The 21852-nt window shown below is 66.5% G+C and carries 21 protein-coding genes and 1 tRNA gene; 8 read left to right on the top strand and 14 right to left on the bottom strand.

What is annotated here, in order from left to right; translation table 11 throughout:
• The first annotated feature begins 289 nt into the window (after positions 1 to 289).
• Together ACO6VK_RS00770 and ACO6VK_RS00765 are read left to right on the top strand one after the other, a co-directional pair.
• The gene (locus ACO6VK_RS00770) at positions 290 to 1903 is read left to right on the top strand and encodes a sensor histidine kinase (RefSeq protein ID WP_422504995.1); all 1614 of its coding nucleotides are present in this window, start codon (positions 290 to 292) and stop codon (positions 1901 to 1903) included.
• Between the two features lie 78 nt (positions 1904 to 1981).
• A complete protein-coding gene (locus tag ACO6VK_RS00765) occupies positions 1982 to 3370 on the top strand; it encodes a sigma-54-dependent transcriptional regulator (protein WP_422504994.1) in 1389 nt (462 codons plus the stop codon).
• Positions 3371 to 3394: 24 nt separating this feature from the next.
• On the opposite strand, the gene pilB is transcribed toward ACO6VK_RS00765, so the two are convergent.
• From pilB to ACO6VK_RS00745, 4 genes are all read right to left on the bottom strand, one after another.
• Positions 3395 to 5125, bottom strand: a complete 1731-nt coding sequence (pilB, locus tag ACO6VK_RS00760; RefSeq protein WP_422504993.1) for a type IV-A pilus assembly ATPase PilB — start codon at positions 5123 to 5125, stop codon at positions 3395 to 3397.
• Positions 5126 to 5209: 84 nt separating this feature from the next.
• On the bottom strand, positions 5210 to 6082 hold the full coding sequence (locus ACO6VK_RS00755) for a serine hydrolase domain-containing protein (RefSeq protein WP_422504992.1): 873 nt from the start codon (positions 6080 to 6082) through the stop codon (positions 5210 to 5212).
• A gap of 26 nt (positions 6083 to 6108) precedes the next feature.
• Positions 6109 to 7242 carry a methyltransferase family protein gene (locus ACO6VK_RS00750; protein ID WP_422504991.1) on the bottom strand — a complete coding sequence of 378 codons (1134 nt, stop codon included), beginning with the start codon at positions 7240 to 7242 and terminating at the stop codon, positions 6109 to 6111.
• 140 nt (positions 7243 to 7382) lie between these two features.
• Complete coding sequence (locus tag ACO6VK_RS00745) at positions 7383 to 7820, bottom strand: pilin (protein ID WP_422504990.1); 438 nt, start codon at positions 7818 to 7820, stop codon at positions 7383 to 7385.
• A 361-nt stretch (positions 7821 to 8181) separates the two neighbouring features.
• Between ACO6VK_RS00745 and ACO6VK_RS00740 the strand changes: the two genes are divergently transcribed.
• Genes ACO6VK_RS00740 through coaE form a run of 3 tightly spaced genes read left to right on the top strand, consistent with a single transcriptional unit; the run spans position 8182 to position 10940 of the window.
• Positions 8182 to 9441 carry a type II secretion system F family protein gene (locus ACO6VK_RS00740; protein WP_422504989.1) on the top strand — a complete coding sequence of 420 codons (1260 nt, stop codon included), beginning with the start codon at positions 8182 to 8184 and terminating at the stop codon, positions 9439 to 9441.
• A 7-nt stretch (positions 9442 to 9448) separates the two neighbouring features.
• Positions 9449 to 10312 (top strand): prepilin peptidase, encoded by an 864-nt coding sequence (locus ACO6VK_RS00735; protein WP_017356176.1) that lies wholly within the window; start codon positions 9449 to 9451, stop codon positions 10310 to 10312.
• A gap of 10 nt (positions 10313 to 10322) precedes the next feature.
• Positions 10323 to 10940 carry a dephospho-CoA kinase gene (coaE, locus tag ACO6VK_RS00730; protein ID WP_422504988.1) on the top strand — a complete coding sequence of 206 codons (618 nt, stop codon included), beginning with the start codon at positions 10323 to 10325 and terminating at the stop codon, positions 10938 to 10940.
• Between the two features lie 27 nt (positions 10941 to 10967).
• On the opposite strand, the gene ACO6VK_RS00725 is transcribed toward coaE, so the two are convergent.
• From ACO6VK_RS00725 to ACO6VK_RS00700, 6 genes are all read right to left on the bottom strand, one after another.
• Entirely contained in the window at positions 10968 to 12299 is a 1332-nt protein-coding gene (locus ACO6VK_RS00725) for a sensor histidine kinase (RefSeq protein WP_422504987.1), read from the bottom strand.
• 4 nt (positions 12300 to 12303) lie between these two features.
• Positions 12304 to 12981: a response regulator transcription factor gene (locus tag ACO6VK_RS00720; RefSeq protein WP_422504986.1), complete on the bottom strand. Its 678-nt coding sequence runs from the start codon at positions 12979 to 12981 to the stop codon at positions 12304 to 12306.
• 8 nt (positions 12982 to 12989) lie between these two features.
• The gene (locus ACO6VK_RS00715; RefSeq protein ID WP_422505001.1) at positions 12990 to 13454 is read right to left on the bottom strand and encodes a hypothetical protein; all 465 of its coding nucleotides are present in this window, start codon (positions 13452 to 13454) and stop codon (positions 12990 to 12992) included.
• A 238-nt stretch (positions 13455 to 13692) separates the two neighbouring features.
• Positions 13693 to 14586: a 30S ribosomal protein S6--L-glutamate ligase gene (rimK, locus tag ACO6VK_RS00710; RefSeq protein ID WP_422504985.1), complete on the bottom strand. Its 894-nt coding sequence runs from the start codon at positions 14584 to 14586 to the stop codon at positions 13693 to 13695.
• Positions 14587 to 14655: 69 nt separating this feature from the next.
• Positions 14656 to 15867 carry a hypothetical protein gene (locus tag ACO6VK_RS00705; protein WP_422504984.1) on the bottom strand — a complete coding sequence of 404 codons (1212 nt, stop codon included), beginning with the start codon at positions 15865 to 15867 and terminating at the stop codon, positions 14656 to 14658.
• A complete protein-coding gene (locus ACO6VK_RS00700; protein ID WP_422504983.1) occupies positions 15851 to 16300 on the bottom strand; it encodes a hypothetical protein in 450 nt (149 codons plus the stop codon). The genes ACO6VK_RS00705 and ACO6VK_RS00700 overlap by 17 nt, the downstream gene beginning before the upstream one ends.
• A 159-nt stretch (positions 16301 to 16459) precedes the next feature.
• On the opposite strand from ACO6VK_RS00700, the gene ACO6VK_RS00695 reads away from it, so the two are divergent.
• Positions 16460 to 17197, top strand: coding sequence for a hypothetical protein (locus ACO6VK_RS00695; protein ID WP_422504982.1), 738 nt, complete (start codon positions 16460 to 16462; stop codon positions 17195 to 17197).
• 356 nt (positions 17198 to 17553) lie between these two features.
• Here ACO6VK_RS00695 and ACO6VK_RS00690 read toward each other — a convergent pair whose 3' ends face one another.
• Entirely contained in the window at positions 17554 to 18129 is a 576-nt protein-coding gene (locus ACO6VK_RS00690) for a hypothetical protein (RefSeq protein WP_422504981.1), read from the bottom strand.
• 60 nt (positions 18130 to 18189) lie between these two features.
• Positions 18190 to 18363 carry a hypothetical protein gene (locus tag ACO6VK_RS00685; protein ID WP_422504980.1) on the bottom strand — a complete coding sequence of 58 codons (174 nt, stop codon included), beginning with the start codon at positions 18361 to 18363 and terminating at the stop codon, positions 18190 to 18192.
• Between the two features lie 728 nt (positions 18364 to 19091).
• Between ACO6VK_RS00685 and ACO6VK_RS00680 the strand changes: the two genes are divergently transcribed.
• Together ACO6VK_RS00680 and ACO6VK_RS00675 are read left to right on the top strand one after the other, a co-directional pair.
• On the top strand, positions 19092 to 19223 hold the full coding sequence (locus ACO6VK_RS00680; RefSeq protein ID WP_422504979.1) for a hypothetical protein: 132 nt from the start codon (positions 19092 to 19094) through the stop codon (positions 19221 to 19223).
• Positions 19224 to 19364: 141 nt separating this feature from the next.
• A complete protein-coding gene (locus ACO6VK_RS00675; RefSeq protein WP_422504978.1) occupies positions 19365 to 19613 on the top strand; it encodes a hypothetical protein in 249 nt (82 codons plus the stop codon).
• Between the two features lie 58 nt (positions 19614 to 19671).
• Here the strand turns inward: ACO6VK_RS00675 and ACO6VK_RS00670 are convergent.
• Both ACO6VK_RS00670 and ACO6VK_RS00665 read right to left on the bottom strand, forming a co-directional pair.
• Positions 19672 to 19745: transfer RNA gene (locus ACO6VK_RS00670), tRNA-Gly, on the bottom strand.
• A 115-nt stretch (positions 19746 to 19860) separates the two neighbouring features.
• On the bottom strand, positions 19861 to 21690 hold the full coding sequence (locus ACO6VK_RS00665) for an autotransporter outer membrane beta-barrel domain-containing protein (protein WP_422504977.1): 1830 nt from the start codon (positions 21688 to 21690) through the stop codon (positions 19861 to 19863).
• Between the last annotated feature and the right edge of the window lie 162 nt (positions 21691 to 21852).

Below are 21852 nucleotides of genomic sequence, written 5' to 3'. Positions count from 1 at the left end.
CGCATCTCCAAGGCCCCCTCACAGGGCGCCGGTCCGGACCGCGGCGGGCCCACTATTGTGGACGAGCCGGCGCGCAGGCGCAAAGACAGCGCCCTCCGCCCGCCGGCACGGGCAGTTTTTCGACGGATTTTCAGGCAGTTGCGCCGCCCCTCGGGTGCCCGGCCGTCGGCCGGGGCCGGCGCGGCGCGCAAACCGGGGAGCCCCTTGTCCCGCCGCCGTCCCGGGACACGCCCCCCATGCGCGGCCACACCCTCTACACTCCCCGCAATGCCTGAAGGGGAGTTCCGGCGTGTCACCCAGCGCTTCACTGATCGACCGCATCGAATCCATTCCGAGGCGGGAACTGTATTTTTTCGCGTTGTACCGGCTGCTGATCGCCTCGGTGATCATCGCCCTGCTGTTCAGCCCACTCAGTTCGATGGTGGGTGAGGCCGACCACCCGCACCTGGCGCGGATCGTCGGCACCGCCTACCTGCTGCTGTCCGCCCTGCTGCTGTTCATCGGCCGCAACGAACGCTGGCTGCGCCCGATCGTGGTCGGCGGCGTGGCCGTGGACATCATCGCCGCGGTCCTGCTCGCGCATGCGCTGCCCGGCGCCAGTGCCGGCATCTCGATGTCGCTGCTGTTCAACATCGCCGCCGCGGCCACCCTGCTGCCGCTGTCACTGGGGCTGGGCATCGCGGTCACCGCCAGTGCCGCCACCGCCGGGGAATACGTGTGGAAGCTGCTGGAAGGCGGCGACCCGACCCGCACCCTGGCCGAACTGGCGATGTTCGTCACCAGTTATCTCGCCCTGGCCTTCGTCAGCTACCAGGTGGGCAACCGCGCGCGCCGCAACCAGCAGCTGGCCAACCAGCGTGGCGCCGAAGTGGCCAACCTGTTCGAGATCAACGAACTGATCATCCGCCGCATGCGTACCGGCGTGCTGGTGGTGGACGGCGCCAACCGCATCACCCTGGCCAACGAAGCGGCCTCCACGCTGATCGGCGACGCCGACGGCAACAGCGGCAGCGGCCGGCTGGAGCTGGCCAGCGCCGCGCCGGAACTGGCGCGGCGCCTGCAGCGCTGGCGCAACGGGTGGACCAACGATGAACTGCCCATCCAGCTCTCGCCCGACCAGCCGGAAGTGCAGCCGCGCTTCGCCCGCCTGCTGGCGGGCAGCGACCTGACCCTGGTGTTCCTGGACGACTCCAGCGTGGTCTCGCGCCGTGCCGAATCGCTCACCCTCTCGGCGATGGGCCGCTTCTCGGCCAGCCTGGCCCACGAGATCCGCAATCCGCTGGCCGCCATCAACTATGCCGCCCAGCTGCTGGAGGAATCCACCGCGATCGGCGAGACCGACCGCCGCCTGCTGCAGATCATCCACCAGCAGTGCCAGCGCACCAACGGCATCGTCGAAAGCGTGCTCGGGCTGGCCCGCCGCGAGCGCGCCAATCCGGAGAACCTGGACCTGGCTGCCTTCGTGCGGCGCTTCGTGATCGAGTACAAGCAGGGCATCACCCTGGAGACGGACAGCGTCGAGCCGATCATCAGCGAGACCTCCGTGCACGCGCTGATGGACCCGCGCCACCTGCACCAGATCCTCACCGTGCTGGTGCACAACGCGCTCAAGTACGGCCGCATCGGGCAGGACCCTGCGCGCGTGCGGCTGCGCGTGGCGCGCCAGGAGCGCTCGGCGGTGATCGATGTGATGGACCGCGGCCCCGGCATTCCCGAAAGCGTGGCCAGCCAGCTGTTCCGCCCGTTCTACACCACCTCCGAGCACGGCACCGGGCTGGGCCTGTACATCGCCCGCGAGCTCTGCCGCGCCAACCAGGCCCGGCTCGAGTACGTGTCCGTACCGGCAGGTGGCGCCTGCTTCCGGTTGATCCTGCCCGGCCCGCACACGATGCTGCACGAATGACCGTGGACCGCCGCACATCCGCCCACCCCGCGTCAAACATTTGTCGCCAATGACCCCCCTCGGCTATCTTCCCTCCTCATGAACGACAACCGCAGCGCCCTCGTCGTCGACGACGAGCGTGACATCCGCGAACTGCTGGTACTGACGCTGGGCCGCATGGGCCTGCGCATCAGCACGGCGGCCAATCTTGCCGAGGCCCGGGAGCTGCTGGCGAGCAATCCCTACGATCTGTGCATCACCGACATGCGCCTGCCCGATGGCAACGGCATCGAGCTGGTCACCGAGATCGCCCAGCACTACCCGCGCACACCGGTGGCGATGATCACCGCCTTCGGCAGCATGGACCTGGCCGTGGAAGCACTGAAGGCCGGCGCATTCGACTTCGTCAGCAAGCCGGTGGACATCGCCGTGCTGCGCGGGCTGGTCAAACATGCGCTGGAACTCAACAACAGCGAACGGGCCGCGCCCGCCACGCTGGCCCCGGAACAGGCCGCGCGCCTGCTCGGCGAATCGCCGGCAATGGACGGGCTGCGCGCCACCATCGCCAAGGTCGCGCGCAGCCAGGCACCGGTCTACATCCTCGGCGAGTCGGGCGTGGGCAAGGAGCTGGTCGCGCGCACCATCCATGACCAGAGCGCGCGTGCCGCCGGCCCGTTCGTGCCGGTGAACTGCGGCGCGATTCCCTCCGAGCTGATGGAAAGCGAGTTCTTCGGTCACAAGAAGGGCAGCTTCAGCGGTGCCCATGCCGACAAACCCGGCCTGTTCCAGGCCGCGCACGGTGGCACCCTGTTCCTGGACGAAGTGGCCGAACTGCCGCTGCAGATGCAGGTCAAGCTGCTGCGCGCCATCCAGGAGAAGTCGATCCGCCCGGTCGGTGCGGCCACCGAGGTCGCCGTCGACGTGCGCATCCTCTCGGCCACCCACAAGGACCTGGGCGAGCTGGTCGAGGACGGCCGCTTCCGCCACGACCTGTACTACCGCATCAACGTGATCGAGCTGCGCGTGCCGCCGCTGCGCGAACGCCGCAGCGATCTGCCGCAGCTGGCCGCCTCGATCCTGGCGCGGCTGGCGCGCACCCATGAACGCCCCACCCCGCTGCTGGCGCCGTCGGCGCTGGACGCGCTGGCGCAGTACCACTTCCCCGGCAACGTGCGCGAGCTGGAGAACATCCTCGAACGCGCCCTGGCCCTGGCCGAAGGCGACAGCATCGGCGCCAGCGACCTGCGCCTGCCCGCGCCGGGTGGCCACCGGGCGGCCGGAGGCGCCGCCGTGGCGCACCAGGAAGAGGCGGTGGTCGACCTGCCGGCCGGCAATGGCGCCCTGCCCACGTACATCGAGCAGATGGAACGCACCGCGATCCAGCGCGCGCTGGAAGAGAACCGCTGGAACAAGACCCGCACCGCCGCGCAGCTGGGCATCACCTTCCGCGCACTGCGCTACAAGCTCAAGAAGCTGGGCATGGATTGAGGGCCGGGCGCCGCCCGGCGCCCGTCAGTCCTTGGTGACGCGGTTGATTTCGGCCAGGCTGGTCACACCGGCCGCGGCCTTGACCAGGGCCGACTGGCGCAGGTCATTGACCCCGGCGCGCTGCGCCGCTTCGGCAATCTGGATGGCGTTGCCGCCGGCCAGCACGATCACCGAAATCTCCTCGCTCATCGGCATCACCTGGTAAATGCCGGTACGGCCCTTGTAGCCTTCGGTGCATTCCTCGCAGCCGACCGGCTCGTACAGCCGGATCCCGGCATCGATCTGGTCCTGCGAGAAGCCCTCGGCCAGCAGCGCGTGCGCCGGCAGCTCGATCGGCCGCTTGCAGTTGCCACACAACCGCCGCGCCAGGCGCTGGGCGATCACCAGGGTCACCGAACTGGTGATGTTGAACGGGGCGATGCCCATGTTCATCAGGCGCGCGATGGTCTGCGGCGCGTCGTTGGTATGCAGGGTGGACAGCACCATGTGGCCGGTCTGCGCAGCCTTGATCGCAATCTCGGCCGTTTCCAGGTCGCGGATTTCGCCGACCATGATGATGTCCGGATCCTGGCGCAGGAACGAGCGCAGCGCTGCGGCGAAGGTCATGCCGCGCTTGTTGTTCTGCTGCACCTGGTTCACGCCGGGCAGGCGGATTTCCACCGGATCTTCGGCGGTGGAGATGTTGCGCGTCTCGTCGTTGAGGATGCCCAGCGCGGTGTACAGCGACACCGTCTTGCCCGAGCCGGTCGGGCCGGTCACCAGCACCATGCCGTAGGGCTTGTGGATGGCGTCCAGGAACAGCTTCTGCTGATGCGGCTCGTAACCGAGCTTGTCGATGCCCAGCTTGGCCGCGCTGCCGTCCAGGATACGCAGCACGATCTTCTCGCCGAACAGCGTCGGCAGCGTGCTGACGCGGAAGTCGATCTGCCGGGTCTTGGACAGGTTGAGCTTGATGCGCCCGTCCTGCGGCACGCGCTTCTCGGCGATGTCCAGCTGCGACATCACCTTCAGGCGGGCGGCGATGCGCTGGTTGAGCTTGACCGGCGCCTTGGCCACGTTCTTGAGCAGGCCGTCGATACGGAAGCGCACCCGGTAATCGTCTTCGTACGGCTCGAAATGGATGTCCGACGCGCCCTTGCGGATCGCATCGACCAGCACCTTGTTGACGAACTTCACCACCGGGGTGTCGTCGCCCTTGGCGTCCACGCCGGCATCCGAGCTGCCGCCCTCCTCGTCGCCGGTGGAGACATCCAGATCGCCCATGCCCTCGTCGTCGCCGCCACCGAGCGCCGAGCCGAGGGTGTCATGCTTGGACTGCCACTGCTCCAGAGTGCGCTTGATCTGCTCCTCGTCGACCAGGATCGGCTCCACCACCAGATTGGTGTGGAACTTGATCTCGTCCAGCGAATGGGTCGGGTCGCTGGTGCCCACGAACAGCTTGCCGCCGCGCTTGAACAGCGGCAGCACGCGATGCTTGCGCAGCAGTTCCTCGCTGACCAGGCTGATCGCGTTCTGACTACCATCGAACACCGACACGTCCAGCAGCGGCATGCCGAACTCCAGCGCATTGGCCGCCGCCAGCTGCCCCGCCGAGACCAGTCTGTGCTCGGCGAACCACTGCGGCAGCGGCTGTTTGGCGGTCGCGGCTTTGGCCATCGCGTCGCGCGCGGCCGCCTCGTCGAGCGCGCCGTCCTGGACCAGGCGACGTGCGATGCCGGTGATGCCGACGAGATTGGCGGTGCTGACTGCGGACATGTGGCGCCCCTTTGAGTACCTGCGCACGATACTGCAGTTGCCAGGTGAAAGTCTTGAAACCCGCGCGGATCGGGCCGCCCCGGCCTAAGGCGCCATACAGCGCCACAGCGCGTGCGATGCCGCCAGACTGGTGGCATCCACGTCCTGCGGGTCACCCAGAAAATGCGCCACCAGCAGTGTGCCGCGTCCATCGCTGAGCGCCAGACTCACCATCCCGGGAAGGCGGCCGAAGTGGCTCCATGACGGCCCCTCCACGGCTGCGGGCCACCGCCGCCACCCGTACGCGTAGTGCGAGCCGTCCGGCAGCACCACATCGGCGGGAAGATCGACCAGCGGCAGGGTCCTGGAAAGCGCGCGATGCAGCTGATGCAGCGTTCCCGTCCATCCGCCCGCCGCCCCCAACGGCGCGTCCAGGGCAAGACGAAGATCGGCAGGCAGGCCGGACGGGGTCGACAGCAGGATGTCACCCAACACACAGTAGCCCGCGTTGCTGTACAGCACCTGCTGGCCGACGCCCAGTTCGGGCCGACGCTGCAGCACGTCACGCGCGGCAGCGTGGCAATTCGGTGGCGTCGAGGCGAACAGCGGATCACGGAAACTCCGGTCGAATCCCGCACGGTGCTGCAGAAGCTGCCGGACCGTGATGGATGCCGTCTCCGGAACGAACGCAACGCCCGGCAGCAACGCCCCGACCGGCTGTTCAAGGCGCAGTTCGCCGCGATCAACACGACGGCGCACTTCGCCTGCCACCAGGGGCTTGGTCAAGCTGGCCATCGGCAGGACGCTGTCGGCGTTTCTGAAGGTGAGCCACCCCACCTTTGCCTGCGCCACGCCGCCATCCTCTGCCGTGAACACGGCAACGTCCTGCTCCAGGCCCGGCTGGCGCAACGCCTGCTCGACACAGGACACGCGCGCCCCCTCGTCACCCGGCGTACAGCCGGGCAGACAGGCCAGCATCAGGGCAGCACAGCAGGCCCTGACCACTACCCACGCTCCCGGACCACATTTCCGCCGGCAGCCCGCCGAACCCGTGCCAGCCAGCCATGACGCGCGATCCAGCGCGCGTAGTCCCGATAGACGGGATCGCGACGAAGATGCCGCTCTTCGGTATACGCGCGGACGGCGTAGATCAGGTTGACACCGAGCAGTGCGAGACAGTGAAGCAGTGTCTGCGCCGGCGTGCCATGACCGAGAAACGGCACCGAAATCAGCCACCACGAGGCGTTCTTGGCCACGTAGGCAGGATGCTTGCCCCAGCGATAGGGCCCGCTGGTGATGATTCCCCGATGGGTCAGATTTGAGAACCGGGGACCGAACACCACCGTGGACCACGTATAGATCGCGGTCAGCAGCAGAATCGCACCGCCCCAGACGACTGCCGCGACACTGCCGGCTGCAAACCATGCCGTCCAGTCGCCGCTCGACTTGTAGACCAGCCAGGATTCAAGCACGACAACGCTCAGGGGCGGGTAACAGGCCAGCGCCGACAGCCAGCCCAGCGCCGTGGTGTCCACCGAACGGATATGGGCATCGATGCGTTCGCTGGTCGAGAGATATCCGACCGTCCCGAACGCGGTGTCGATGGCATAGAGCAGCGCCATCGCCGCAGCGAACGCACCAATGGTCGCACTGCCCTGCCACATCTGGCCCGCACTCGCTATCCACGCCAGCGACCAGGCCAGCATCAAGGGCAGGAACACTGCCTTGACCACCCACCCCATCAGACTGACAACGGCATCAGCGTCGGGCCGTACTCCCCGCAGCAGCAGCTGCACGAGGCGCCCACACGACAGCACCGTGGGGCCAAGCATGCCAGGGCGGACCAGCGCGATGACCGCCATTGCCGAGCACACCGCGAGCACCGGCAGCGTGAACTGGCTGACGGTCTGCCCCTTCTCCCCACCGACATGGGTCTGGATCTGGATGGAGCAGACGAACAGGGCCGTTACAACGGCAACGCCCGCCAACGCCATGACCGGCGTAGCGGGATGACGAGGCGTCGAGGACGCTCCCCTTCTCCATTCGCATATCCACATCGGGATGGCCGCGAACGACAACAGCAGGAGCCAGCTGGCAAACGCGCCCAGCTCGAAGCACGCACCGAGGCCCAGCCCCACCGCCGCCCCGATGGCCCCCCAGGCCCCCGTGCGTGGCGCTACCGCACTAGCAGGAAGTCGATCCACACCACCGCCCCCCAAAAAGACTTCGGGGGGCATACGCCCCCCGAAGGTCAACTCAAGCGTGTACTACGCCGCTATCAACCGCCGGTGGTCGGCAGCGCGCCCTGGCAGGTGGCCGGGCGGTACTTGGCAGCGATGCTGCCGGTGCAGGTCCAGTCAACCTGACCGTTGGCGCTCTTGGTGCCGATCAGGATGATGGTGCCGTTCGGGGTGGTGCCGCCCAGAGCCCGGCCCGTGGCAGTGATACGGCCGCTGGCGTAAGCAACGCTGGCGACGTACTTGGAGGCCTGGGATTCGATGTCGACAGTGGTCGGCATCACGGTGCCACCCGCGGTATCGGCAGCAGCGGCTTCCGACACGGTGGTGCGGGCCGAAGAAGCGGCCAGCATCACTTCAGACACGCGCGACTTGACCAGGTAATCCTGGTAGGCCGGCAGCGCGATGGCGGCCAGGATGGCAATGATCGCGACGACGATCATCAGTTCGATCAGGGTGAAGCCCTTCTGATTCTTCATGTGTACATCCCCAAGAGGTAGATAGTAAGTAGGGCACTGGGCCGTTGCCCGGCCGGCAAGCCGGTTGAGCGGGGCGGGCGCCCTGTGCAGGTGGATCGAAGCAGGTTGCGTGCCAACAGTGCCAGCAATGCTCCCCAGCATTCCCCGGCGCAATGATGGCAGCAATCTTCAGGATTGGAACCCCCCTCACAGAAATCTGCGACGGACCCGGCAATGTGACGTGCCGCGTCACCTTCTGACGGAAGTGACCAGCCCAACCGGTCCGCCGCCGCCCCCTGTCAAGGGATGCCAACCGCATTCGGAAACCGCTACCATGCGGCGAGATAGCCCGCCTGGGGAAGGTGTGGCTGGGGAGCCCAAAATGTCTGTCAGCCGTAGCGCGATCAAGAAAGAGCCCGTGGCGCGAAGCACCATGGAGCTGCAACCGTTTGTCTGGGAGGGGACCGACAAGCGCGGCATCAAGATGAAAGGCGAGCAGATCGCCAAGAATGCGAACATGCTGCGCGCCGAGCTGCGCCGCCAGGGCATCACGCCCGGGGTGGTGAAGGTCAAGCCGAAGCCGCTGTTCGGCGCGGCGGGCAGCGCCGTCACGCCCAAGGACATCGCCTTCTTCAGCCGCCAGATGGCGACGATGATGAAGTCGGGCGTGCCGATCGTGAGCGCCCTGGAGATCATCGCCAGCGGGCACAAGAACCCGCGCATGAAGAAGCTGGTCGACACGGTGCGCGCCGATATCGAGGGCGGCTCGTCGCTGCACGAGGCAATCAGCAAGCACCCGGTCCAGTTCGACGAGCTGTACCGCAACCTGGTCCGTGCCGGTGAAGGCGCCGGTGTGCTGGAAACCGTGCTCGACACGGTCGCCACCTATAAAGAGAACATCGAAACCCTCAAGGGCAAGATCAAGAAGGCCATGTTCTACCCGGCGATGGTCGTTGCCGTGGCGATCATCGTCAGCTCGATCCTGCTGATCTGGGTCGTGCCGATGTTCGAGGACGTGTTCAAGAGCTTCGGTGCGGACCTGCCCGCCTTCACCCAGATGATCGTGATGTGTTCACGCTTCATGGTGTCGTGGTGGTGGCTGCTGGCGTTGATTGCCGGCGGCAGCATCTTCGGGTTCCTGTATGCCTACCGGCGCTCCCCGTCCATGCAGCACACGATGGATCGCCTGATCCTCAAGGTGCCGGTGATCGGCGAGATCATGAACAACAGTGCCATTGCCCGGTTCTCGCGGACCACGGCGGTGACCTTCAAGGCCGGCGTGCCGCTGGTCGAGGCGCTGGGCATCGTAGCCGGCGCCACCGGCAACAAGGTCTACGAAGAGGCCGTGCTGCGCATGCGCGATGACGTCTCGGTGGGCTACCCGGTCAACATGGCGATGAAACAGGTCAATGTCTTCCCGCACATGGTCATCCAGATGACTGCCATCGGCGAAGAGGCCGGCGCCCTGGATACCATGCTGTTCAAGGTCGCCGAGTACTATGAGCAGGAGGTCAACAACGCCGTGGATGCCCTGAGCAGCCTGCTGGAGCCGATGATCATGGTATTCATTGGTACCATCGTCGGTGGCATGGTGATCGGTATGTACCTGCCCATCTTCAAACTCGGCGCGGTTGTCGGATAAGTGATACATGGCATTTCTTGACCAGCATCCCGGTCTCGGCTTTCCCGCCGCGGCCGGTCTGGGGCTGCTTCTGGGCAGCTTCCTCAATGTAGTGATCCTGCGTCTGCCCAAGCGGCTGGACTGGCAGTGGAAGCGCGACGCCCGCGAAGTGCTGGAAGAGCCGGACATCTACGAACCGCCACCGCCGGGGATCGTGGTGGAGCCGTCGCACTGCCCGCACTGCAAGCACAAGCTGGCCTGGTACGAGAACATTCCGCTGTTCAGCTGGCTGGTCCAGCGCGGCAAGTGCCGCCATTGCCACGCGCCGATCTCGATCCAGTACCCGCTGGTGGAGGCGCTGACCGCCCTGCTGGTGGTCGCCAGCGTCTGGCAGTTCGGGTTTGGCTGGCAGGGCTTCGGCGCGATCGTGCTGACCTGCTTCCTGATCACCCTGTCGGGCATCGACCTGCGCACCCAGCTGCTGCCGGACCAGTTGACCCTGCCCTTGATGTGGCTGGGCCTGATCGCCGCCAGCGACAACCTGTACATGCCGGCCAAACCGGCCCTGCTCGGCGCGCTGGCCGGCTACCTGTCGCTGTGGTCGGTGTGGTGGCTGTTCAAACAGCTCACCGGCAAGGAAGGCATGGGCCACGGCGATTTCAAGCTGCTCGCCGCACTGGGCGCATGGTGCGGGCTCAAGGGCATCCTGCCGATCATCCTGCTGTCCTCGGTGGTCGGCGCGATCATCGGGTCGATCTGGCTGTACTCGCGCGGCCGCGACCGCGCCAGCCCGATTCCGTTTGGGCCGTACCTGGCCATCGCCGGCTGGATCGTGTTTTTCTGGGGCGAGCCGTTGATCAACGGCTACCTGAGCTACGCCGGCCTGCGTTGAGGGCCGGCCGATGAGTCGCTTCGTGGTGGGGCTGACCGGCGGCATTGCCGCCGGCAAGAGCGAGGTCAGCCGCCGCTTCGAAGCGCTGGGCGTGACCGTGGCCGATGCCGACCTCGCCGCCCGCGAGGTGGTCGCCCCCGGCAGCGAGGGCCTGGCCCGCATTGCCGCCCGGTTCGGTGCCGATATCCTGCTGGCCGACGGCCAACTGGACCGTGCCGCCCTGCGCGAGCGCATCTTCGCCTCGGCGCAGGCGCGCCAGGCGCTGGAGGCGATCACCCACCCGGCCATCCGTCAGCGGCTGCGCGATACCTGCGCACAGGCGCCCGGTCCCTACGCGATTGCCGCCATCCCGCTGCTGACCGAAGCCGGCGGCCGCGCGCAGTACCCGTGGCTGGACCGCATCCTGGTCGTGGATGTGCCGGTGGCGGTGCAGCACGCGCGGCTCGTACAGCGCGACGGCATCACCGCCGACCTGGCCGACCGCATGATCGCCGCCCAGGCCAGCCGCGACGCGCGTCTGGCACTGGCCGACGACGTGGTCGACAACGATGGTCATCCGGACCGCCTGCAGGCGCATGTGGAGCGGCTGGACCGCCAGTACCGGGCCTTGGCCGCGCAGCGCGGTTGATGCGGCCGCCGAGCGGCCGCGCCACCGTCAGGCGTGGGTCGCCGGGGAGAAGGTCAGGGTCGCGATCACGCCACGCGCTTCGCCCGGGCGCACGCTGACCTGCCAGCCATAGAGGTCGCACAGGCGGCTGACGATCGACAGACCGATGCCCCCGCCCTGCGAATGCCCCGCATGGGTGCCACGATAGCCACGCTGGAACAGGCGCTCGGCATCTTCCCGGCTCAGCCCCGGGCCACTGTCGATGACCTCCACGCTGTTGGCCAGAATGCGGACACGCACGGCCCCTTCCTGCGAGTACTTCACCGCGTTGCCGATCAGGTTGCCCAGGGCGACCGACAGGGCCGCCTCCGGCGCGTCCACCACCAGCTCGTTGCCGCCTTCGAGGATCAGCTCCAGCGGCTTGCCGCCGAGCTGGGCACGGTGCGCGTCGAGCAGCTGCTCGGCAACCCGCGCCACATTGCTGGTGCCCTGCCCGCGCTCGTTGCGCGACAGCAGCAGCAGCGAACCGATCAGGTCGGTGCACTGCTGTTCGGCGCGCTGGATCCGCTGCAGGCGCTGCAGCACCTTCTCGTCCAGGCCGGGACGGGCCAGCAGCAGCTCGGTGGCGCCACGGATCACCGCCAACGGCGTGCGCAGTTCGTGGCTGACGTCGGCGTTGAACTCCCGGTCGCGCTGCACCACTTCGGTCAGCCGCGAGGAGTAGTCGTCCAGTGCCTGGGCCAGCTGGCCCACCTCGTCGTCGGGAAAGCGCGGTGCCAGTGGCTCCGGCTCGATCGTGCCACCGCGGTAGGACCGCAGCCGTGCGGCCAGGTCCGACACCGGTTTCATGACCTTGGACGCCGACCACCAGCCCAACACAAGCGACAACAGGCTGAACACCAGCACGGAGACCAGCAGCGCCCGTTTGAGCTGCATCTCGCCGCGCTGGGCCTGGGTCATGTCATAGAGCAGGAAGAACCACTCGCTGTCGGTCTTGCGGACCGCCAGCTTGTAGGCAAACGGCTTGCCCTGATCGTCGGTGCCGGTGATGTTGTGGTTGCCATTGGGCAGCCGCGTCCACTCCGGGCGCTCCTGGCGGACGCGGTCGAACTTGTCCTTGGGGAACACGTACGCCAGCATCTGTTCGACCGGCAGGTCCGGGCTGCGGCTGGGATCGGAATAGAACCGCCGTGCGTACTCGTCGACGTTGCGGTTCATCACGTCTTCGACCAGCTGGTTTTCCACGCGGCTGCGCGCCCAGTTGGTGGCGAACGCGAACAGCGTTGTCAGGCAGAAGCCCAACAACGCGAACGAAACGATGATGCGACTGCGCAGCCGCCGCCGGTACGGTGCGCGGCGGCGGCCCCCCTTGGCGCTCACCCGATCAGGCTTCCGGGGCGGCGATGCGGTACCCGATGCCGTGGCGGGTCTGGATCAACGGCACATCGAAGGGCTTGTCCACCACGGCACGCAGGCCGTGGATGTGCACGCGCAGCGAGTCCGAATCCGGCAGCTCCTCACCCCACACCCGGGTTTCCAGTTCCTGGCGGGTGACCACGGCCGGGGCCGCTTCCATCAGCGCCTGCAGGATCTTCAGGGCGGTCGGGTTGAGCTGCAGCAGCTTGCCCTGGCGGCGGACTTCCAGCGTATCCAGGTTGTATTCCAAGTCGCCGGTTTCCAGCACGCGGGTCTGTACGCCCTTGCCGCGGCGCGACAGGGCGTTCAGGCGGACTTCGACTTCCTGCAGCGCAAACGGCTTGATCAGGTAGTCGTCTGCGCCGGAATCGAACCCGGCCAGCTTGTTGTCCAGCGAATCCCGTGCGGTGAGCATCAGTACCGGGGTCTGCTTGCGCGCTTCATTGCGCAGTTTGCGGCAGACCTCGATGCCGTCCATCCCCGGCAGATTGAGATCCAGCACGATCGCGTCGAACTCATGGACCACCGCCAGGTGCAGGCCGGTCACGCCATCGGCGGCGAAGTCCACGGTATGCCCGCGGTCTTCGAGGTAGTCGCCCAGGTTGGCGGCGATGTCGCTGTTGTCTTCAATTACAAGAATTCGCACTGTGACCTCTAATAAGAATAGTTGCCGACCCGTTGCGTCTTATCCATGCGACCTTGGGCCTGGGCCTTGATGCGCTCGCGCTGGGCAACGGTCATGCATTGGGTGACCGGCATGTTGGAGCCGATCGCCTTTTCACGCTTGCATATTAGACGGCTATCTTCGCGCGCTTGTGTCAAAACGGTGTTTACTACCTGCTGATCGTTGAACAGCGCCATGCGCGCGCTCTCCGGCAGCGCCTTCTGCTCGGGGTACTGTTCGACCACGCCGCGCATACGCGTCAAGGCTTCACGGACCCGGCCGCGCTCGCTCACGCCCAGTTCGGAGTAGGTTTCGCCGTCGTTCAAGTCGATCTCGATCTTGGTGATCTGTTCAGACAACGGCTTGCCCGACTCGAACACCTCCTTCTTCGGTGCCGCGTGTGCGGCCGTAGCCACGCACATCAGCAGCGCCGCCGTGGCCAACACCTTCGTCATACCTTTCATGCCCAGCCATTCCTTGCTTGGAGTGAACGCCGACTGTATCCCCGTCGCCTTCACACCAGCAAGTGCGCAACGACAGGGCATAAAAAGGCCCAGGCGGAAGCCGCCTGGGCCTGAAGGTGTTTCCCGATTACCGAATCCTGCTGAGGAGGGCAGAGCTGCGGTTCGACAGAGCCTACGCCGGGGTCGATTAAACCCGTGTTAAAAGCGCCGCCACTGCACGCATTAATATTCAAGCCTTTGAAATGGAAGGCTTTTTCATCGCCGCAACGTGGTCAATGATGCGTCCGGCCAGGTCGGTCTGGCAGATGGCCTCGATCCCTTCCAGCCCCGGGGTGGAGTTGACCTCCAGCACCAGTGGGCCGCGGCTGGAGCGGATCAGGTCCACACCGGCCACGCTCAGGCCCAGCGCCTTGGCCGAGCGTACGGCCACCTGCTGTTCGGCCCGTGTCGCCTTGGCCGCACGGGCACTGCCACCCGCATGCAGGTTGGAACGGAAGTCGCCTTCAGGCGCCTGCCGCTGCATCGCGCCCACCACCTGGTCGCCTACCACCAGGCAGCGCAGGTCGGCGCCCTGGGCCTCGCCGATGAACTCCTGCATCAGGAAGTTGGCATACAGCCCGCGCAGCGCCTCGACGATGCCGCGCGAGGCGCTGGCCTTCTCGGTGAGGATCACCCCCCGCCCCTGGGTGCCCTCGTTGAGCTTCACCACGTGCGGCGGCGGGCCCAGCATCGACAGCAGGTCCACGGTGTCATCGGGGTTGTCGCCGAACACCGTCACCGGCATGTCGATGCCCTTGGAGGCCAGGATCTGGTGCGCACGCAGTTTGTCGCGCGCGCGCAGGATGGCGTCGGAGGGGTTGGGCGTGCGCGCGCCCATCATCTCGAACTGGCGCAGCACGGCGGTGCCGTAGCGGGTTACCGAGGCACCGATGCGCGGAATCACCGCGTCCACGCCGGTGATCGCCCGCCCCTTGTAATGCATGCTGAAACCGTCGGCAGCGATGCGCATGTAGCAGCGCAGCGGATCGAGCACCCGCACGGTATGACCACGGGCACGCGCCGCTTCGACCAGGCGGCGGGTCGAGTACAGCTTGCTGTTGCGGGAAAGAATGGCCAGCTTCATGGCGGTGCGCAGGGAGGAAAGCGCGAAGCATAGCGCGCAGGCGATACGGCGCGATGACGGCTCCCCGGTTCAGCGTCGCGGCAGCCGCACCGACAGGCGACCGTTGGAATGGCTGACCGACAGCACCGTCTGTCGCCACTCCACGATCAGTTCGACATGGCCGTAGTCGTCGCCCAGCGGTCGGGGCGGAGCGCCGTCACCGATGTAGCCCCGTTCGTACGCCAGCAGCGTCAGCCTGCCCGTGTCGTCGGCGGCCACAACCCGCAGTGCTGCCGAGCGACGCTGCCTCCCGCCGACATCGACAAAGACGTCGGCCGCCAGCGCCTGCCAGCGTCCCCGGAAGTGCACCAGCCACAGCGGCTCCAGCGGCTGGTGATGCTCGCCCAGGCGGATGCCCGCGACCGCCACGCACAACCCGCGCGGACTGGCGATCACCTCATCCAGCGAGTAGACATGGCGGCCCGATGCCACACCATCGAGACTCAGCGCGCACGGACGTGCATGGGTGAACAGATCCGATGGCGAGGCCCGCCGCAGGTCGTCGGGCAGCAGTAGGCGCGCGCACAGTTCCCGGCCATCCACGAGCACGCGCCGCTGCAGCGGCACCCACGGCGCCATCCGCGCATGCTGGTCAGGTTCCAGCCACAGCCCCTGAAACGGGCGCAGAGCGACGGCGCCTGTCGCCAGCGTGCGCACCCAGGCCGCAGCAGCGGCATCGCCGTGCTGGCGACGGCGCTCGTCCAGCCCGTGCCAGAACGCATGCGGCGCGACGCCAGTCAGATGCATCACCACGTGGTCCCGCTCGTCGTACGCCACGACGGCCTCGCTGCGATCCACATATGCGTTGGCCACGCGCAGCGGCGTGCCCGCCAGGTCGCGCCAGTCCGCGCGGGCATCGTCGCTCCCCGAACAGGCGATGCCAGAGACGATGGCACCATCGCGCAGCATCTGGGTACTCAACGACGGCCCGCCCATACCGATCTCGCCCACGTGCAGCAGCCTGTCGCCCTCCGGTACCCGCGCCGCAAACGGATACAGGCGCTGCGAGTGCAGCCGCGCGCCGCCCACCGCGACCACGTCGCCGGTCAGATCCAGGCGCGCCAACGCCTCGCCGACCACCATCGCACCGACCAACGCCGCGATGACACCCAGCGGCGACCACCATGCGATGCAGATGCCCACCAGGACCACCAGGGGCAGCCAGCGGGTATAGCGGCGCAGCGCGGTGCGGTCGGCAGGCCCTGGCGACGACGGGCGGTCGGCGTCAGCCCTGCGCGGCACGCGGCGCATCCAGACCGGTCTTCGGCGCGCAGACCGCCGCGTGCTGCGCGGTGGCCAGCCAATCGAGGTTGGACCCTGCCGGAATGCGCGCCACCGGTCCCTCGATCGTGGTGCGCTCCCAGCCCTCCCCTCGCCGCCGTGCGGCATACCGGAGGTCCCACTGCCCTTCCTCCATCCGGTACATCGCGACAGTGCCCCGGGCGCAGTCGGCGTCGACGCGGTAGGTTTTGTAGCCCGGCACGCGTCCTTCCACGCGCCGCGTGCCGTCGGGCAACGTGGTCCGCGCCGAGACCGCCGCCTGCACGCCAGGTTCGGCCGGGAAGGAGTCCCCCGGTGGCAGCGTCGGCCACGCGGATGCAGCCGTTGCGGTGAACGTCAGCGCCAGCAGGAACGGCCGGCAGGATGAGGCAAGGCCGATAGTGCGACGGATCATGAACAGTCCTTTTTCAGATCAGGCAGCGGCACAGTATGACGGCGAGCGGGGCGCGCATCGCGCTGCGCTACAGTGGCGACCCACCACGCTGGCTGGCGCACGCGGCGATGGACCGGGTCGCCGCCGCAACCCCCACGTGACTGCCGGCACGGACAATCAATGAATCGCTTCACTCCTGTTTGCGCTGCGCTGCTGGGCGCCCTGCTGTCGGCGACGGCACTGGCCGCCCCGGTGCGGTTCACCGACTACGCCACCTTTTATCGCTCGCTGGGCGGCAGCCTGTTCCCCGGGCCGGGCACGGCACTGGCGAAGCCCTGTACGGAATCGCCCCGGCACTGCGTCTGGGTGACCTCCATGCGCCAGGCCGTGCGGCGCTTCGACCAGCCGCTGTGGACCACGCCGGGCGACCTGGAGATGACGCCCCCGCCAGGGGTACCCGACGTTGCCTTCGACGGCGAAGCCCTGGTGGTGGGGACGCAACGCTGGCCGTTGCGCGATGCGGTCAACCTGGCACCGCCGCCGTGGCAGGGCAACGCGCCCGTCGATCCCGAGAACCTGGCCGAGATCACGCTGTGGCATCGGGGCACTTCGATGTGCCTGGACATCCGCCACGTCAGCAGCGGCTACGGCGATCGCTACACCACGGTGGTGCTGCTGCATGAAAAGCGGCTCTACGTCCTGCCCCCGCTGTTCGGTACCTGCGCCGCCATCCGCAGCGCGCCGCATGCCGGCTTCCGCTATCCGAGCAATTCCTATCTGGGCGTGTGGCAGGAGAACCAGCCGGAGGGTCTGCAGGTGGACTACCTGACGTCCGACGGCGACACCCGCATCGAACGCTATCGGCTGTACTTCCCCGAACAGGGCAATCCCTTCGTGTTCGAGGTGGTTCGGGAGTAAAGGGGGGCGGCGAAGCGCGCGTACATCGCCGCTGCGGCCTGGACCGCCGGCCCATTGCGGGCCGAGGCGAAACTCTGGAGCGGGTGAAGGGAATCGAACCCTCGTCAGTAGCTTGGGAAACTCAAGATATTCCCCATAAAATCAGTAACTTGGGCAGCATTTACGCTCCGCAAATGGAGTTCTCCACACGCAGTTATTTAGCGGAAAATTTGCCGGTTCGGTAAGAATTGCGGAGTGCGACTGAACCTCTCCAAGCTCCGGAGAGTCAGGGGTCGAGTTCACCTTTGTGGGAACTAGTGAGAACGCTCCGCGCCGGAAAAGAAAAAGCCCCACTTTCACGGGGCTTCTCGATGCCACTATTTTACGGCGTCAACATACCGCCTGAATGCTGGATGGAACAGCGTTGGCACGTAGCGCTCGGGAATCTTCAGCCCCTGAGCAATGGTCAGGTCATTGATGTCGCCTGCCGTACGCATACGGGCAAACTCTTGCCGGCGCTGCTCGGGACAAAGCACACCGAGCGCCATCCAGACAGCTTGCGCATCAGAACGGAAGGCGTCCGACCATTCAAGCGTGGGCGCCACAAACTCGGAAATAAGGCCTTGGAAAATATCACCGTCGCCCACCAGTTGAAGAGGCTCATCGAAAAGGTGCATCAGCTCCTTAACTTCGACGAATCGCTTCCAGCAATAGTTCATCTCGCGCGCCACGACAATGATGGCTCCGCCAGGCGCATTCGCCCATTTCGCGAATGGGTGCTGGGTGTTCCCCGGCACTATAAAATAGCCGCGCACGATCTCTGGGTTCAGACCCGACAAGATCACGCGCGGCTTGGGCTTTCCTGTAAGCCTGCAGACGTTTGGGATCAGCTCTGTACGACTGATTGGCGCCGGCAGGTTTTGGCAAAACTCATACAGTTCGCGGTAGCTCATCCTTGCACTTATCTCACTTTCCCTGATACCCGTCCACGGGCGAATACCGCGACCTGGAGATTACTCCGCAGTAAGAGGAGCAGCGCCGATCTCAGTGATGCTGCGGGTGATTTCAGCAGCGATCTGCTCAGCCGTGACTTCGCGGCTGGTGCCCGGGAATAGTTTGAAGTTGGACGCGCTCAGGCCCGTTGCGCCGTAGAGCATGTCGCGCGCGTTTTTCATTTCGGTAGCCATGACGAACTCCTTTAGAAGCCGGGGGTTGAGAGCACTCGCCTCAAGCTTTTTGACGCCCCTGCCATTGCACTCGCGGCTCAGCGAGCCGCCTATTATGCCCCGGAAATTCCGAGTGATCAAGGGTCCAAACGCTGTTGTCAACCCTTGACAAGCACTCTCGCACGTAAAAGTGTCAACCACAAGTCCCTGCCAACTACTCCGCCATAAGCTCTATCCACCATTCAGCGGAGGACCAAAAGTGACGCAATTTGTCCCCAAGAACAAGACATACATCACGAATCTCACGTCAAAATGCGACTTGCCGCAGAGCCATCGATCATGGTCAAGAACTACTGCGCAGCAGCAATCCACGTCAACCATAGATCGGCCGACGCGGAGCCATCTTTACCGCTGCCGTCAGACGGTCTTGTGAATTCTTGACCAGGCGAGGTCGGGCCCTTGGAACGGCGAAGTGCAATTGCCCGAAATCGGAGGCACCTCTTAAGCCGGGCAGCGTCTCGCAGACGCCGCTGCTGCTGAAACTCGGCCAGCAGGCGGAACCGGTGCCGGAGGCCCTGCATCACGCCCGCGACCCGGCGCTCGTAGCTTCAGCTCCTCTCCCACCACCTCCCGCGCCCCCTGCCCTTTCGCCGGGCCGACTCATTGAGGGACGCGGCCCTATGCTCTTCTGAGGTGCGGGTATCCATCGGAACAAGGAGACCGGTCGCGGCGTCTATGTGGAGGACGAGGTGTTTCAGGCCGTCTATCGCCATGCCGACGCAGCGCTGCGCGACGCGATGGACTTCGCCTATCTCACCGGCCAGCGCGTGGGCGACGTATGGTCGATGGATGTTCGGCACGTGACGTCACGCGACTGGTGATTCAGCAGGCGAAGACGGAAAACAAGGTAACGATGGAGGTCACGGGCGAGCTAGCCGCCCTGCTCGATCGAGTCGCGGCGTGCAAGCAAGCAAGCGAAGCTTCCAAACGGTCGCGGCAAGCCGTACAGCACGGGCCTGATCGTGGACGACAGCGGTCTGGCGCTCGGACGTGCCGCGCTCCGCTACCGGTTCGACAAGGCCAGGAAGGCGGCAGGCATCGTCAGCGCTGAGTTCCAGTTCCGCGATCTGCACGCAAAGGCAGGCACGGACAAGGCCGATTCGGCTCAGGACATCCGCCAAGCACAGGCGCAGCAGGGCCACTCGTCGGTGACCACGACGGAGATCTACGTGATGAAGAAGAGGGGTTCGAAGGCGACCCCAACACGCTGATTGCGGAGCGGCCCCTAGATTGCGGAGCGGCGCTTTCAGCCGAAAGCCTTGGGAGACATGGAGCGGGTGAAGGGAATCGAACCCTCGTCAGTAGCTTGGGAAGCTACAGCTCTACCATTGAGCTACACCCGCAGAGCACCCGGCAAGTTTATGCGCCGGGGCGGTAAAAAGGCAACGGGCGGCACGCGGCCGCCCGTTGCGCTGCCGGTGTCCACGCGACGTGCCGCCGCGTGGAGACCGAGGTGGATCAGAAGCTGCCGCTGAAGCTGGCGAACACGGTCGCGTCGCGGGCGCGCTTCTGCAGCGTGGTGGTGCTGATGCCGACATTGCTGTTCAGGCCGAACAGGGTCATGCGGGCGCCCATCACGGCGGTGGCGTAGTCCTTGTCGAACTCCAGGCCCGGCACCTTGTACATGCCCACGTCCGGCATGGTCTGCAGCCAGGCGCTGGCCTGCTTGCCGTCTTCGAACTCGTGGTCGTAGGTGACCTGCAGGTACGGCTTGACGTTGCCGCCGTCGAAGCGCGCCTGCCAGCCGAGACGGCCGACGGTGGAATCCAGATCCTGGTTGCCGTAGCCCAGCGCCGAGGCGCTGAAGTTGCTTTCGGTGTAGCCGTCCAGCTTGACCTTCTGCCAGATCACCGCGGCCACCGGGCCGTGGCGGAAGCCGCCTTCGTTGCCGAACTCGTAACCGGCATTCAGCGCGGCGGTCAGGTTGCTGCCTTCCGGCGACCCCTTGTGCTCGCGGGTGGCCGGGCCGAGGTGCAGCTTGCGGGTGACGTCGTAGTCCAGCCAGCTGTAGCTGACCTGGCCGTTCACCCAGGCGCGCTCGCCATACCAGCCGGCGAACAGACCCACGGTGGTGTCGGACTGGGTGAAGTCGCCCTGGCTGTTGCCGAAGTCCGCGTCCATGCGGCCGTAACCGGCGAAACCGCCGGCAACCATGCCATCACGCGCCCAATCCACACCGAACAGGCCGGCCGGAGCCATGCCGTCGTACAGGTCGGCGTGGGCGTAGCGCTGCATGTCGCCGCGCAGGTTGCCCCACCAGCTCAGGCCGTCGGCCGGGCGGCCGCCGAGGTGCATGCTGACCTGGTCGGCACGCGAACGGCCCACGGTCTGGGCCGAGTGGGTCAGGATCTGCTGCAGGCGCGGCGCTTCCAGAATGGACAGCGTGTAGGCGCCCAGCATGGCGTGGGTGGCCGAGGTCGGATGCACGCCGTCGGCGAACACGTAGTTGTTGGCGGCGTTCGGGTTGGCGTAGGAGGTCGGGTTGCAGGTCAGCGACGAAGCCGTGGTGCAGGCCGGGCTGGTCACGTTGATGAAGCCGTAGGCGGCCGGGCTGGCGACGATTTCCTGCAGGATGTGGAAGGTGTCGACCGGGATCACCTGCAGGCCGGCGGCCTTCAGGCCACCGAACAGCGCGTCGTTGTAGGCCTTGGCCAGGGCGGTGCCCTGCGCCATGCCGACGGCGCCGCCGGCACGGGCGGCCGGGGTCAGGCCGATGTCCGGCAGGGTCGGGACCACGATGTACTGCGCGCCGGCGCCCTTCAGGGTGGCGACGATGCCGACCTGGTCGGTGACGGCCGCGCCCAGCGTGGCCTGCAGCGGTGCACCGGCCTGGATGGCGAACAGGTCATTGGCGCCGCCCCACACGGTGTACAGGGCATTGGCGTCGGCCTTGCCGCCGTTGGCGGCCAGGTACTGCGCGGTCTGGGTCTTCAGCGAGTAGACCGGAATGGCCGGGGTCCCCGGGGCCAGCGACTGGCTGCCGTCCACGCCGACGCGCGCGCCACCGATGGCGTAGTTGTCACCGCCCTGGCCGTTGCCGTGCGCCGCGCCATTGGTGCCGTAGTAGTTCGACACGTACTGGGCGTAGGTCCAGCCCGGATTGGTGGTGAACTGGCCGGTGACCGGCTGCACGCTGGCCGGCAGCAGCGGACGGAAGTAGCCGGCGTCGGTCAGGCTGTCGCCGATGAACACGGTGCGGGAGTACGGGGACTGCGCCATTGCAGGCACGGCGGCCAGGGCGATGGCGACCGCCATCAGGGAACGCAGGGGTCGCTTGCTGATCAGCATGTAAAGCTCCTTGAGAGGTGGGAGGCCGGCGGCATACGCCAGCGCACGGTGACAATGGTTTCACTGCGCTTCGGCGACTTCACGCTGCGCCGCCGCATGAAGTCTCGCGCACCGGCCGCACACCCTTCCGGGGCCTGCGTCCCAGCACCGCGCGCAGGGCCG

It is taken from the genome of Stenotrophomonas sp. GZD-301 (assembly GCF_049310345.1).
Lineage (GTDB): Bacteria > Pseudomonadota > Gammaproteobacteria > Xanthomonadales > Xanthomonadaceae > Stenotrophomonas.
Note: the sequence above shows the minus strand (reverse complement) of the source record. Positions and strands in the feature narration are given on the sequence as shown.